General features: G+C 72.0%; 13 protein-coding genes. 5 read left to right on the top strand and 8 right to left on the bottom strand.

The window, feature by feature from the left end:
• Nucleotides 1-8: 8 nt before the first annotated feature.
• The 5 genes from CYFUS_RS48525 to CYFUS_RS48505 all read right to left on the bottom strand — a co-directional run bounded on the left by CYFUS_RS48525 (nt 9) and on the right by CYFUS_RS48505 (nt 5,213).
• Complete coding sequence (locus CYFUS_RS48525; RefSeq protein WP_095991432.1) at nt 9-1,544, bottom strand: Hsp70 family protein; 1,536 nt, start codon at nt 1,542-1,544, stop codon at nt 9-11.
• A 30-nt stretch (nt 1,545-1,574) separates the two neighbouring features.
• Nucleotides 1,575-2,468 (bottom strand): DUF4388 domain-containing protein, encoded by an 894-nt coding sequence (locus CYFUS_RS48520; protein WP_157759089.1) that lies wholly within the window; start codon nt 2,466-2,468, stop codon nt 1,575-1,577.
• Nucleotides 2,465-3,526: a serine/threonine protein kinase gene (locus tag CYFUS_RS48515; protein WP_095991430.1), complete on the bottom strand. Its 1,062-nt coding sequence runs from the start codon at nt 3,524-3,526 to the stop codon at nt 2,465-2,467. Before CYFUS_RS48515 ends, CYFUS_RS48520 begins: the two co-directional genes overlap by 4 nt.
• On the bottom strand, nt 3,523-4,662 hold the full coding sequence (locus CYFUS_RS48510; RefSeq protein WP_157759088.1) for a hypothetical protein: 1,140 nt from the start codon (nt 4,660-4,662) through the stop codon (nt 3,523-3,525). The genes CYFUS_RS48515 and CYFUS_RS48510 overlap by 4 nt, the downstream gene beginning before the upstream one ends.
• Before the next feature lie 128 nt (nt 4,663-4,790).
• Entirely contained in the window at nt 4,791-5,213 is a 423-nt protein-coding gene (locus tag CYFUS_RS48505) for a hypothetical protein (protein WP_095991428.1), read from the bottom strand.
• A gap of 419 nt (nt 5,214-5,632) precedes the next feature.
• Between CYFUS_RS48505 and CYFUS_RS48500 the strand changes: the two genes are divergently transcribed.
• Entirely contained in the window at nt 5,633-6,313 is a 681-nt protein-coding gene (locus CYFUS_RS48500) for a Crp/Fnr family transcriptional regulator (protein ID WP_095991427.1), read from the top strand.
• 331 nt (nt 6,314-6,644) lie between these two features.
• On the opposite strand, the gene CYFUS_RS48495 is transcribed toward CYFUS_RS48500, so the two are convergent.
• Nucleotides 6,645-7,289 carry an outer membrane beta-barrel protein gene (locus CYFUS_RS48495; protein WP_198316390.1) on the bottom strand — a complete coding sequence of 215 codons (645 nt, stop codon included), beginning with the start codon at nt 7,287-7,289 and terminating at the stop codon, nt 6,645-6,647.
• Nucleotides 7,290-7,516: 227 nt separating this feature from the next.
• Between CYFUS_RS48495 and CYFUS_RS48490 the strand changes: the two genes are divergently transcribed.
• On the top strand, nt 7,517-8,395 hold the full coding sequence (locus CYFUS_RS48490) for a WD40/YVTN/BNR-like repeat-containing protein (RefSeq protein ID WP_232537249.1): 879 nt from the start codon (nt 7,517-7,519) through the stop codon (nt 8,393-8,395).
• Between the two features lie 25 nt (nt 8,396-8,420).
• On the opposite strand, the gene CYFUS_RS48485 is transcribed toward CYFUS_RS48490, so the two are convergent.
• Nucleotides 8,421-9,110: a suppressor of fused domain protein gene (locus CYFUS_RS48485; protein WP_095991424.1), complete on the bottom strand. Its 690-nt coding sequence runs from the start codon at nt 9,108-9,110 to the stop codon at nt 8,421-8,423.
• A 92-nt stretch (nt 9,111-9,202) separates the two neighbouring features.
• Complete coding sequence (locus CYFUS_RS48480) at nt 9,203-10,393, bottom strand: GNAT family N-acetyltransferase (protein WP_095991423.1); 1,191 nt, start codon at nt 10,391-10,393, stop codon at nt 9,203-9,205.
• Nucleotides 10,394-10,574: 181 nt separating this feature from the next.
• On the opposite strand from CYFUS_RS48480, the gene bioA reads away from it, so the two are divergent.
• From bioA to CYFUS_RS48465, 3 genes are all read left to right on the top strand, one after another.
• Nucleotides 10,575-11,912 (top strand): adenosylmethionine--8-amino-7-oxononanoate transaminase, encoded by a 1,338-nt coding sequence (gene bioA / locus CYFUS_RS48475; protein ID WP_095991422.1) that lies wholly within the window; start codon nt 10,575-10,577, stop codon nt 11,910-11,912.
• Between the two features lie 88 nt (nt 11,913-12,000).
• Nucleotides 12,001-12,261 (top strand): GlsB/YeaQ/YmgE family stress response membrane protein, encoded by a 261-nt coding sequence (locus tag CYFUS_RS48470; protein WP_095991421.1) that lies wholly within the window; start codon nt 12,001-12,003, stop codon nt 12,259-12,261.
• A 350-nt stretch (nt 12,262-12,611) separates the two neighbouring features.
• Nucleotides 12,612-13,349, top strand: a complete 738-nt coding sequence (locus CYFUS_RS48465) for an alpha/beta hydrolase-fold protein (RefSeq protein WP_095991420.1) — start codon at nt 12,612-12,614, stop codon at nt 13,347-13,349.
• Nucleotide 13,350: the final 1 nt, after the last annotated feature.

Raw genomic sequence — 13,350 nt, 5'->3', positions numbered from 1 at the left:
GGGCCCTCTCAGGGGGAGGCGGCGGTGGGGGGACGCAGCGTGGCCTGGGCCTTGCGGCCGGTGGCGGGCTCGCGCGCCGTCACCTGGAGGATACCGTCCGCGTCGATGGTGAAGTCCACCGCCACGCGCACCGCCCCGGCCGCCGCGGGCGTCAGCTCCGTGAGCCGCAGCTCGCCCAGGTAGCGGTTGCCATCCACCGTGGGGGACTCGCCCTGGTACACCTCCAGGTCCACGTGCGTCTGTTGATCGAAGGTGGTGGTGAACACCTTCGTCTCGCGCGTGGGGATGGTGGTGTTGCGGGGGATGAGGACGCTGAAGCGGCCGCCCTCGGTGCGGATGCCCAGGCTGCGCGAGAGCACGTCCAGCAGCAGCACCTGGGGCGCCGCGGGCGAGTCCCCGGCGACGATGTCCGCCTCGAGCGCGGCGCCGAGCGCCACGGCCTCGTCGGGGTTGACGGAGCGCTCGCCCGGGCGGCCCAGGTAGCGCTCGGCGCGCGCGCGTACCGCGGGCATGCGCGTCATGCCGCCCACGAGCACCACGCGGTGGATGTCCGCGAGCGCCAGGCCCGCGTCGCGCATGGCCTGCTCGCACGGGCCGCGCAGCCGCTCCAGCTCGCGCTGGGACAGGTTCTCCAGGAGCGTGCGCGAGAAGGAGGGCAGGGACAGGTGCAGGGGCTCGCCGCCGCTGGTGGTGGTGAGGTAGGGCAAGTCGAGCGCCGTCTGCTCGCGCTCGGACAGGACGCGCTTGGTGGACTCGGAGGCCTCCTTGAGGCGCCAGAGCGCCTCGGGGTGGGTGCCCAGGTCCTGGCCCGTCTGCTTGAGGAAGATGCGGCGCAGCGCGTCCACGAGCAGCTCGTCGATGTTGTCGCCGCCGAGCTGGTTGTCGCCGCAGGTGGCGAGCACCTGCACCACCTCGCCCTCCACGTGCAGCAGCGAGATGTCGAAGGTGCCCCCGCCCAGGTCGAACACGGCGATGTTCTCCGCGCGCGACTCGTCCACGCGGCAGGCGAGCATGGCGGCGGTGGGCTCGTTGAGCAGCCGGTGCACGGTGAGCCCGGCGCGCTCGCCCGCGAGCTTCGTCTCCTGGCGTTGCACCTCGTCGAAGTAGGCGGGCACGGTGATGACGGCGCCGTCCACGGGCTGGCCCAGGTTGTTCTCGGCGCTCTCCTTGAGGTAGCGCAGCACGTGGGAGAGCACCTCGGAGGGGCTCTTGAGCTGGCCGTGCACGCGCACCGCGGCGTTGCCGTCGGCGTCGGCGGCCACCTCGTAGGGCAGCAGCTTGCGCATGGCCTGCACGGCGGGGTCCGCGAAGCGCCGGCCCACGAGGCGCTTGGCGCCGAAGATGGTGTCACGCGGGTGGAGCGCGGCCTGGCGGCGCGCGGCGCTGCCCACCGTCACCCGACCCGAGACGTCGAAGGCGACGACGGAGGGGGTGGTGCGCTCGCCCTCGCGGTTGAGCAGGACGCGGGCCTGCCCCGTGGCGGGGTCCACCCGGGCCATGCAGCTGTTGGTCGTGCCCAGATCGATTCCGAGAACGATTCCCATCGGCGCCCCTCGTCCGCCGGGCCGCTCTTTTCAGGCCGATGCCAGCAGCCCGACCTCGGTGAAGAGCAACGCCACCCGGCGCAGGGCCACTTCATCCTCCGGACGCTTGAGTTCCGCAAGCGCGCCGGACAGGGTATGCCCCGGCTTGTTCAGCAGTGAGGCGGCGCGCAGCTCGGAGGCCGACAGGCTCAGGTCGTTGGCCGTCACGGGGGCGTCCAGGTTGCGGTAGAGCGGCTTGTGGCGCAGCGGCTCCTGCTCGCGCACCAGGCGCTCCAGGGGGTAGTGCATGCGCAGGCCCTCGTTGAGCAGCGCCAGGCCCCCCAGCCGCTCCTCGGAGCCGTCGTTGATGGGCGTCTCGTTCTCGAAGAAGGCGTAGCGGCCGCGTGCCCAGGTGAGCAGGCCGAGCGCGACGGAGCGGCGGTGCTCGCGTGTCCACTCGGCGAGCTCCGCGGGGGACAGGACGCGGGAGGCCAGCAGCGCCTCCAGCAGCCGGCCGGAGAAGGGGCGCGTGCCCTCCACCGCGCGCTGCCACTGCTCGGTGGTCAGCTTGCCCTGGCTCAGGAGGAAGGGGCCGAAGCGGTCCGCGGCGAGGCTCGAGCGCACGGCGATGATCTGCCCCGCCTTGAGGAACAGCTCCTTGTGGACGCGGTTGTCCTCGAAGTGCAGCCGGCCGGTGACGCGCGCGAGCATCAGCCGCGCCATGACGCGCAGGGGCGAGGCGAGGGTGAGGTTGCCGGCGTAGCGGGGGCGGGGGGCGGTGGCGCGCCGGGCGGCGAGGCGCTCGTGGGCGGCGTTCGCCGCAGCGCTCAGGCGCGGGAAGGCGGAGGGGGACAGGAAGGGGCCGCCGGACTGGGACACCTGCACGTCGGGCGAGAGCTTGCCGGAGGCGAAGAGCAGCTGCACGTCCTCCTCGCCCAGCTTCATGAGGTAGAGGCCGCCGCCCGGCTCGCGCACGGTGTACGTGGGGCCGGCGGCCGCCGGGGGGCCTCCTGGGCGAGCAGGCCCGGGGGGATGGGCGGCTGCACGGGAGGGGCGCGCACCTCGGGCTCGTAGCAGGTGGCCATGAGCGCGGCGAGGTCGCGCTGGGACACGCGCAGGCCCGCGGACAGGAGGAACTCATCCAGCGCGTCGAGCACGTCGGCGGCCGTCTGGTAGCGCTCGTCCGGGTTGGCCAGCACGCTGCGGTTGACCACGTTGCACAGCGCCTCGGGCAGGAAGGGGGCCGCGTCCTGCAGGCGCAGGGGCCGGGCGCGCAGCGCCACCGTCTGCTTGAGCACGTCCATCACCGTGCCCTGCTTGAAGGCATGGCGCCGCGAGAGCATCTCGTAGAGGGTGATGCCGAGCGCGAAGATGTCACCGCGCCCGTCGGCCTTCTTGCGCGCGAGCTGCTCGGGCGGGATGTAGCCCGGCTTGCCGCGCACGTTGTTGGTGCTGCCCGAGTTGCCCACCAGGGCGACGCCGAAGTCGAGCAGCTTCACCTCTCCCTCGAAGGAGATGATGATGTTGGTGGGGTTGACGTCGCGGTGCACCAGCTGCAGGGGCTCGCCCGCGGCCGAGCGCGCGCGGTGCGCGTAGTCCAGGCCCTTGAGCACCTCCATGGCGATGTAGCAGGCGATGTGCACGGGGATGCCCTGGCCGCGCGCCGCCACGCGCCGCATCATGTCGTGCAGGTCGCGGCCATGGATGAACTCCATGGCGATGAAGTACTCGCCGCGCTGCTCTCCGAAGTCGAAGATCTGCGCGATGTTCATGTGCTGCAGGAGCGCGGACAGCCGCGCCTCCTCGATGAACATCTTCACCGCGGACTCCTGGAGGATGGCCTCGGGGAGCACGCGCTTGACGACCACGGGCTTGGCGAAGCCCCCGGCCCCGAGCGCCACGCCGCGGTAGATGTCCGCCATGCCCCCGCGCCCCAGGTGGCTGAGCAGGACATAGCGGCCGAAGCGCGCCGGCAGGGTGGGGTGGCCAGACGGGTTGCTCATTTCCTACCGGTGGGACCGGGCTCGTTCTGCTCGGCGAGCACGTCGTTGAACATGTCCTCGCTGATGACGAGCGTGCCCGGACGCTCCATCAGGGGGACGGTGGGCGTGATGGTGGAGGGCGTGCGGGACGCGGTGGGCACGCGCGCGCTGGCCTTGGGCATGACGGGTGGCGGAGGAGGCGGCATCCCCGGAACCAGCGGCGACATGGACGGCACCGGTGGAGGCAGGGACGGCGGGCCCACCGTGAACTCGTCGAGCGGCCCGAAGCGGATCTCCCGGCTGGTGGGTCTGCGCTCGGGCTTGGGCGGAGGTGGGGGCGGCGCGGGCATGGCCTCCTCCACCTCCCCGGTGCCGAGCGACTCCAGCAGGTGCTGGGCCAACTGCATCGTGTTGTTGCCGAACAGCTGCTCCGTGGGCGTCGGGGCGGAGCGCGGCCGCGCGGTGGACTCCGCTACGGCTGGCAGGCGCTCGGCGGGAGTCGGAGTGGCGGGAGGCGTGGGCGGAGCCGGGGTGAGCAGGGACACCATCTTGCGCAGGTCCGCGAGCGTCTGCTCCTTGGCCAGCAGCGTCTCGTCCCGGGCGGAGAGGCCCCGCTCGAGCTCGGCCACGCGCTGGGTGAGCCGCTCCTTCTCGGCGCGCAGCCGGGCCAGGTCGTCGTTGCCGGCGCGGGGCCGCTCGGCGGCCGATTCCGCGCCCTCCAGCCGCTGGCGCAGGGAGAGCAGCTCGCGCAGCCACATCCGCTTCTCCTCGCGCAGGATGGCCTCGTGCTCGTGCCGCTCCGTGGCCTGCTGCTCGAGGCCGCGCTCCAGGTGCTCCCCCATGGAGCCGAGCGCCGCGCGCAGCTCCTCGAGCCCCTGGTGGGCGCGCTCCAGTCGCTGCACGCACTGGCCCTGCTCCTCGATGCGCTCGAGCAGCCTGGGCATCACGGGAGGCGGCGTGTCGCGAGCGCTCCGGCGCAGCTCGTCGCGCTGGGACTCCAGCCGGTGGAGCTCCTGCGACGCCTGCCGCAGCGCGGCGGCGAGCTGCTCGGCGATGCGCTCGACCTGGGGGCCCAGATCGGCGCAGCCCCGCCGGGCTGTCTGGAGATCCGCCGGGAGGCCCTTGAGCGGCTCCCTGCTGGTTGCGTTCCTCATCACGCTGCGTTCACTCCCTCCACGAGAAGCGGTGCGCCATGAGAGCCCGCGCCCGGGGGATGATACCGCACCCTTCCGCGCGGGATTCCAGCGGACATGGCTCGTCCGCTCTCCGACCAGCCGGGCGGTGTTCACTTGCCGCGGGAGGACGGGGGCTGGGAGGTGGACGGTGGGCCGCGCGAGGCGGAGGGCACATCCGGCCGCGGGCGCAGGGGAGGCAGGGACTCGAAGTTCTCCAGGGCGAGTTGTCCGAGACTCGCGTTCGCCTCGGGCAGCCGCTCGATGTCCTCGGCGAACCAGGGCGTGTCGAGGATGGCGGGCGGTGGAGGCGGTGGGGGAAGGGGCGCGGCGGCGGGGGCCTGGGCGGGCGGCTTGCCCTCGGGCTCGATGCCCTCGGTGTCGATGTCGGACTGGGACAACTCCACCGTGAAGGTGGGGACGGGCTGGGCGTTGGCGCGCTGGGGGCCGGGCACCTCCACCATGGGGCGGCGACGGGGGCGGGCGGCCCCTTCCGCCACGGCCGTGGAGGGCTCGGGCGTGCGTGCCACGTCCATGGGGCGCACGCTCACCTGGAGCGCGGCCCCGCATCCCGCGCAGCGGATGACCTGCGTGCCCGACGGCGTGTTCGGTACCAGTGTCCCACAACGGGGACATTGGGGCGGCCGGGGAGTGGGAAGGGTGGATGATGCCTCTGCGGTCATGCTCGTCGGTTTTCGAGGACCACCTTCGTGGCATCCACGCTTGCTGCTCTCCATAAGGCGTTACACCCACCCCCCCTCTCTTGGCAAGCGGACCCTGGGGGTGGGGCCGGGTCATGGCTCCTCGCTCGGACTCCCGGCCCGCCGTCGTCGGCATGCCCACGAGCGAGCATTCCGCGCCGGGAGCATCACCAAATTCCTTTTGGTCCCGGGGACCAGCAAGTAGAGACTTTCCCGCTTGCCAGTTCCCCCCGCCTGGACGCCGAGGTTGATTCATGCCGCCCTATTCGCAACTGCTGGCGCAAATCCCCATGTTCGAGCAGCTCTCGGAAGAGGACCTGGGGCATCTCTCGGGACTGATGCAGCAGCGGCGCTACGTCAAGGGCGAGGTCATCTTCCACAAGGGGGACGTGGGGACGGCCTTGTTCATCGTCCGCCGGGGCGAGGTGGCCATCCGGTTGAGTTCCTCGGAGGGCCGCGAGGTCATCCTGGCGATGCTGCACCGGGGCGACTCCTTCGGGGAACTGGCGCTGCTGGATGGAGAGCCGCGCTCGACGGACGCGGTGGCGCGCGAGGAGACCCACCTGTTGAGCCTGCACCAGGAGGACTTCCGGCGCTTCCTCGCGGAGCGGCCCCTGGTGGCCATGGGCCTGCTGGCGGTGCTCAGCCGCATGGTGCGGCGCGTCACCCAGTTGGTGCATGACGCCGCCTTCCTGGAGGGGCGCGCGCGGCTGGTGCGGGTGTTGCTGGAGCTGGCGCGCACCCAGGGGCAGCCGGGCCCCGGGGGCGTCGTGCTGCCCAAGCGCACCCAGGTGGAGCTGGCCAACCAGTGTGGGGTGACGCGCGAGAGCGTCAACAAGTGGCTGCGCAACTACGTGCAGGACGGCCTGCTCGCCCTCGACGGTGGGCAGATCACCCTGTTGGATGTCGAGCGCCTGCGTCGGGACGTGGAGTAGGACCCCATGGGACCGCGCCCTCCGGCGCGGCCCCCTCCCTGCCCCCTGGGCTCGTCGACGTCGGCCGTTTTCCCCCCCTGCACGGCCTCGGCGTTCCAGTCTCCCGCGCGATGCCACCCGGGTGGCGTGGCCTTCGCGCGCCGCGCCCGGGTCGTGCCCCGGGTGTGGCGTTCGGGATCGACGGAACGCGAGTTCCCGAGCCCATCCTCCGTTCTACCTCCGATGGAGGCGGACGGCTGTGAACGGCTTCACGGCTCGGGTGTGAAGCCGTTCACAGACAGGCGCGGCCGTTCGTGCATTGCCCCGGCCCCGGGAGCCTCGAGGGCGTGACTCAGAAGGTCGCGCCGAGGTTGAGGGTGCCCGTGTAGGTGCCGCCGTTGCTGAAGGCCTCGTCCACCGGGGTACCCGGGGTGGTGGTGGGCACGCCGGTGGCGAACTGCTGGTCGATGAGGACGTTGTAGTTCACGCGCGCATCCGCGGTGAAGTCGCCGATGTGCAGGCGCAGTCCGCCGCCGAGTGGCACGTTGCCCACGGTGTCGTCCTGGAAGCCCTGCGCCTCGGCGCGGACGTTGTAGCGGCTGAGGCCGACGCCCGCGAGCACGTAGGGCTGCAGGGGCGCGGCGGTGAGGCCGAGGGTGGCCACCGCCTGGGCGCCGTTGCGCATCACGTCCGGGCCCCGCGTCGTGCCGGTCGTGGACACCGTGCCGCGGTTGAAGTTGTTGGACGCGCCCGAGTAGCCAAGCTCCAGGCCCAGCACCTTGGACGGACGGAGCATGAGCGTGGCCCCGTAGGCGGCGCCCGGGCGGATGTTCGAGCCGAGCGAGCTGGTGTAGCCCTCCACGCCGCCGCCGACGAGCACGGACACGCCGCGCATGTCGGCGCTGGACTCCCGGTTGTCCTCACGAGCCAGGGCCGTGCCCGCGCCCAGGGTCAGCACCGCCACACCCGCCACCACTCCCACTGTTGCCTTCTTCATGTGTTCCTCCCCCTTCGAGCTGGCAGGAAGCTGGAGGGGGCTCTCGCCGGATGCCACCGGGCAGGCAGGGAGGCGGGCCCTGGGGCGTTCCTGTCTTGTCCCCTCCCTCACCTGTTCGCTTCCCTGCTCTGGAAGGGGCTGGCATCTTCCCGCCGCACTTCTTCGCATTCCGAGGTTCACGCGTGCCGGAGAGAGACTGGGAGCGTTTGGGAGAGCTGGCCGGAGGCATGAAGGCCAGCGCGGTCGGAGTGGGCCCCGAGGGCCTGGGGTGGGTCGGTGGGGTGGAGGAGCCCGCGGAGGGGGGCCTGTTGGAGCGGATGAAGGCCCGGCGCGCCCGGCTGCTGCGCGTGGCGGCGGGCAACCCGACGACTGTCTGGGAGGGGGCGGGCTGGGTGCAGGCCCTGGATTGCTCCGGCCCGGTGGGCGCCGCCATCGTCGGCACGCTGCGCGCCTCGGGCACGGGCTCGGACTACCACCTGCTGGTGTCGGTGGATGGGGGCCGCGAGTGGCAGGCGCGAGGGCCCGTGAGCGCGCCCTCCCTCACGCAGGTGCTGGCCGTCAGCGAGCGGGAGCTGTGGGTGCTGGGTGCCGGGTTCCTCGGACACACCGTGGATGGGGGGGCCACGTGGACGGAGGTCCGCCTGGCCGGAGAGCGGGAGCCGCGCACCGAGCGGTTGCGGCGCGTGGACGGGGGCGTGGCGCTCCTGGGGCAGGGCCTGTCGCTCTCGCTGGACGGAGGCCAGACGTGGAGTCCCCGCGAGGTGGGGGCCGCTCGAGTGGTGGACGTGGACGGGGCCTTCGTCGTCGCGGTCGTGGACGGCCAGACGCGGGTGGGCGAGCGTCAGGACACCGGGGTGCGCTGGGGCGAGCCGTTGCCCGCGGGCCGCGAGCCGGTGCGGCTGGTGGCCACCGAGGGCGTGCTGCGGGTCCTCACCCGCGGCGTGGACCCGGCCCGGGGCGTCGAGCCCGCGCTTCACGTGAGCGAGGATGGGGGAAACACCTGGTCCCATCACCCGCTGCCGCTCGGGCCCCGGGTGGACATCTCCGGCCGGCAGTGGGGTCTGGGCGTGGACGCGGGCGGCGTCCTCCTGGGCCGCCTCGCGTGAGCGCCTGGGTGGGAGAGGTGGCGCGTTAGAGTGGCACCTGCTCCCGCCCCGGGTGGGTGATGTAGCCGGTGCCCGCCGCCACCAGCTTCGCCATCAGCCGATCGATGCCGTTGGAGCGGCTGAAGGCCATCTCGTTCTTCGTCACGCCCACCAGCGTGAGCAGCTGCACGCGGCCCGATTCGAGCTGGAAGTGCGCGGGGCGCGAGGGGTCCGTCACGAAGACGAAGCCGTTGAGCTTGGACTCGCCGCCCGTGAGCGTGCCCTCCACCGGGTAGCGGTGCCCCACGGCGAACAGCCGCGCGCACACCAGGTTGTAGGCCATCATGTCCACCAGCCGCAGCACCGGCCAGCGCTCCTCCTCGGGCGTGTGGATGACCATCTCGTAGCCCAGTCCACTCGGCGCCCCTTCCTGCACCTCTTCTCCGGGGGCCAGGGTGAAGGGGTTGGACAGGCCGCTCGTCACATACGTCCAGTAGGGGTACTCGGGCGTGGGCGGCGCGACCCGCACGCCCATGGGGAGCCAGTTGGGATCGAGCTCCTTCGCCGCGGAGGGCTCGTCACTGTCCATCCACGCTTCCAGCGCACCCGTCTGTTCCAGCGTGTAGACCTCCTCGCTGATGTTGCCGAAGAGCTTGGGGTATTCCACCTCGTCCCGATCAGCCCAGCAGTCCTCATACCACTGCACGAAGGCTTCATCCGTCTCAGGCGCTTTCATAGCGGAGTGACTCTAGAGCGGGTTGCCTCCGGTCCCTTCACTTTTCCGTCACAATCCATCGTCCGCCTTACAAGAGGGCGGGCGGGCGGCCCTCACTCCCCCGAGGCCCGGCCGGGCAGGGGCCAGGGCTTGAGCCCCGCGAGCTGCTCGGCCTGCTCGACGGCGGGCCGCAGGTGGGCGTGCTCGCGGTGGAGGAAGTCGCGCACCGCCTTGTCCAGTGTCTGGTCGAACAGCAGGTGCGCGCTGTGCACCGCCGTGGGCTCGAAACCCCGGGCGATCTTGTGCTCGCCCCCCGCGCCGGGCTCGAACACGCGGCGCCCCGCGCGGATGTTGTCCTCCACCGAGTGGTACAGGCACACGTGGAAGTGCAGGAAGGGATGCTCCTCGTGACACCCCCAATAGCGGCCATAGAGGCGCTCGGGCGTGGCGAGGTTGAAGGCCCCGGCGATGACGTTGCCCGCGCGCTCGGCCTGCACGAGCTCCACCGTGTCCGGCATCGCGCGGAAGATGCGCACGAAGAAGTCCTCGGTGAGCTGCACCTGCCCCCAGGGCCCCCGGCTCGTGCACGTGGCCTCGTAGAAGCCGAAGGCGCGCCGGGCATGCTCCGGGCCCACCTCCTCCCCCCGCACCGTGCGCACGGTGATGCCCTGGGTGGCGGCCGCCGCCCGCTCGCGTTTGATCTGCGAGCGGCGCTTGGAGTCGAAGCGCGAGAGGTAGTCGTCGTAGGTGCGGTAGCCCGGGTTCTTCCAGTGGAATTGCAGGGTGATGCGGCGCGCGAGCCCCTGCTCTTCCATCAGCTCCGCCTCGTCCTCGCGCGGGTAGAGGAAGTGCACCGAGGAGCAGCCCCCCTCCTTCGCGCTCTCCACCGCCGCGCGCAGCAGCAGGAGCCGCAGCGCGGGCACGTCCTCGCCCGGGGCGATGAGGAAGCGCGCGCTGGTGGCCGGCGACAGCGGCGCGCCCACCACGAGCTTGGGGTAGTACTCCACGCCGAGCCGCTCGGCGGCGCCCGCCCACGAGAAGTCGTAGATGTACTCGCCCATGCTGTGGTGCTTGCGGTAGGCGGGCGAGGCCGCCACCAGCTTCTCGTCGCGCCAGAGCGTCAGGTGCTGCGGCTCCCACCCCGTCTCGAGCGTCGCGCTGCCGCTCTCCTCCATGGCGGCGAGCCACTCATGGCGGATGAACGGAGGCGCCTCGGGTCCGGCGAGGGCGTTCCACTCGGTGGCGGAGACATCGGTGATGGATTCGAGGATGCGGAGGCGGAGGTTGGCGGCCACGCGCTCCATCTAACGCGTCCTTCCCGCCTCCGCCGCTCCTCCGCGCCTCCGATGCCTTCCGGCGGACGAGCGGGCCACCCCTCGCCCGGCGGCACGGGTCACCCTCTACCCTGGCCCACTCCAGACGCGCCCCCGGCCGGGCCCCGTGGTAGGCACGCGCGCCCCGGTGGCAGTGTGGGAGGACGTGGAAATGCAGCGCTCGGAAGTCGTCGCCCTGGACAAGCGGCATGTGTGGCACCCCTACACCCCGATGGACGAGTACATCGCCCGGACGGATCCCCTGGTCGTCGTGGGGGCCGAGGGGCCCTACCTGTTCGACGCGGACGGCTCGCGCTACCTGGACGCCAACGGCTCGTGGTGGGTATCCACCCTGGGGCATCGCCACCCACGGCTGGTGCGCGCCCTCACCGAGCAGGCCGGGGCCTTTCCCCACACCTCGCTCGCGGGGGTGACGCACGCGCCCGCCGCGCGGCTGGCCGGGGAGCTCGTCGCCCTGGCGCCGGGCGCGGGACAGGCCGGGGTGCCCGAGGGGGAGCGGCTCTCGCGCGTCTTCTACTCGGACAACGGGAGCACGGCGGTGGAGGTGGCCATCAAGATGGCGGCCCAGTACTGGGCGCAGAACGGGCGGCCCGCGCGCACGCGCTTCATCACGCTCTCGGGCGCCTTCCATGGCGAGACGATCGGCGCCACGAGCGTGGGCGGAGTCGAGGTGTTCCGCGACGTCTTCGGGCCGCTGCTCTTCGACGTGGTGCACGTGCCGTCCCCGGCCGAGCCCGAGGGCTGGGAGCGCGCCTTCGCCCGGGTGGAGGCCACGCTGCGCGCGCACCCGGACGAGATCGCCGCCGTCATCCTCGAGCCGCTCATCCAGGGCGCGGCGGGCATGCACGTGTACGCGCCCGCCTTCCTCCGGGCGGTGCGCGAGGCCACGCGCGCGGTGGACACCTTCCTCATCGCCGACGAGGTCTTCACGGGCCTGGGGCGCACGGGGGCGCGCTTCGCGTGCGACCTGGCGGGCGTGGTGCCCGACCTGCTGTGTCTGGCCAAGGCGCTGTCGGGGGGCCTCATGCCCTTCGCGGCGACGCTGGCCACCGAGCGGGTGTTCTCCGGCTTCGGGGGCGGGAGCGAGCGGGCGCTGTATTACGGGCACTCGTACTGCGGCAACCCGCTGGGCGCGGCGGTGGCGCGCGAGGTGCTCGCGGTGTACCGGGACGAGGACGTGCTCGGGCAGGTGGCGCGCAAGGCGCCCCGGGTGAAGGCCGCCTTCGAGCGCATGGCCGCGGACATCCCCGGCGTGACGCGGCCCCGGGCGCTGGGCATGGTGGGCGCGGTGGACCTGGGCGGCGGGGGCTACCTGGCCCGGGCGGGCTGGCGGGTGTACGAGGCGGCGCGGCGGCGCGGCCTGTACCTGCGCCCCCTGGGCGACACGGTGTACGTGGCCCCCGCGCTCAACATCCCGGACGCCGTGCTGGACGAGCTGCTCGCGGGCGTGGAGGAGAGCCTGCGCGAGGTGGCACGGGCCGGCGGCTGATCCGCCCGGCACGCAATAGAAACTCGCCCCCGGGCGTACTTCATGCACACTGCGTCATCACCCCATTCGAGGTCGAGGAGGAGCGGAGATGGGCTCGGGCCTGTGTTCGTGGATCATCTTGGGTTTCTTCGCGGGGCTCATCGCCCGCGCCATCATGCCGGGCCGTCAGGCCATGGGCATCATCGCCACCACCCTGCTGGGCATCGGCGGCTCGTTCATGGGTGGCTTCCTCGCCTCGGTGATCCGCGGCGGGAGCTGGCGCTTCTTCCAGGCCAGCAGCTTCATCGGCGCCATCATCGGCGCCGTCGTGCTGCTCTTCATCGGCTCGATGATGTCCAGCAGACGTTAGCGCGCCGGACCCGTGGGTCCGGATTACCGCTTGGAACGAAAAAAACCGCGAAGACGGTGAAAAGCGGAATACCTTCATGTATATTGGAGGTGCAGTCGGCGCAAAACCCCTCCAAGGTGCTTCTGGCTGCGGCTGGCCGCGCACGGACTCGTTGAGTGGGAAACCACCGGGTCCGTGCGCGGCCGCACTTTTCTTCCCGGCCTGTCACGTCGCGCGGCCGAGGTGATGGAAACGCAACCCTTGCCCCGCGGTCCCTCTGGCGGGGACTTCCGGTCCCTCCGCGCGGAGGTAGCTTCTGTCACTCGTTCGACCTTCGCTCCTGGCGGTGGACGGACAGTCCGAGGAGCTCCATGGGCGCGGTCACGATGGTGCTGGTGGCGTGGTTGACGGCGGGCACGCCGGGGCAGGACGCGTCTCCTCCGAGCACTCCGGGCTCGTTCGTGGCCAAGACGCTCACCCTGCGTGGGGTGTCGTATTCCTACTCCGTCTATCTGCCACCCAACTACCGCCCCGGACAGGGGTGGCCGGTGCTCCTGGGGTTGCATGGGGCGAACTCGCGCGGCACGGAGGGCACGCTGCCCCGTTCCCAGCGTCTGGCGGCGGCGGTGCGCCTGCACCCCGAGCGCTACCCGGCCCTGCTGGTGCTTCCCCAGTGTCCGCCCGGCGCGGACTGGAGCGGGGACGTGGCGGACTTCGCCCTGCGCGCCGTGGACAGGACGCTCGCCGAGTACGGAGGAGATCGTCGGCGGGTGTACCTGGCGGGGGAGTCCATCGGGGCTCAGGGGGCGCTGCGCTTCGCGGCGCGCTTCCCGGATCGCTTCGCCGCCGTGCTGTCGGTGTCCGAGCGCTCGGCGGATCGCTCCGTGGCGGAGCGGCTCAAGGGCGTGCCCCTGTGGATGTGGCACGGCGACGCGGACAAGGAGGTGCCCGTCTCCGAGAGCCGCGCCTTCCTGGAGCTGTTCAAGGCCGTGGGCAACACCTCCGTGCACTACACGGAGCTGCCCGGCCTGGGCCATGACATCTTCGACACCGTCTACCTCGACGAGGCGGTGAGCACCTGGCTCTTCGCCCAGCGCCGCTCCCAGTAAG

The organism is Cystobacter fuscus (assembly GCF_002305875.1).
Classification (GTDB): domain Bacteria; phylum Myxococcota; class Myxococcia; order Myxococcales; family Myxococcaceae; genus Cystobacter; species Cystobacter fuscus_A.
The sequence above is the reverse complement of the archived record's forward strand: the minus strand, read 5'-3'. Positions and strand labels throughout refer to the sequence as shown.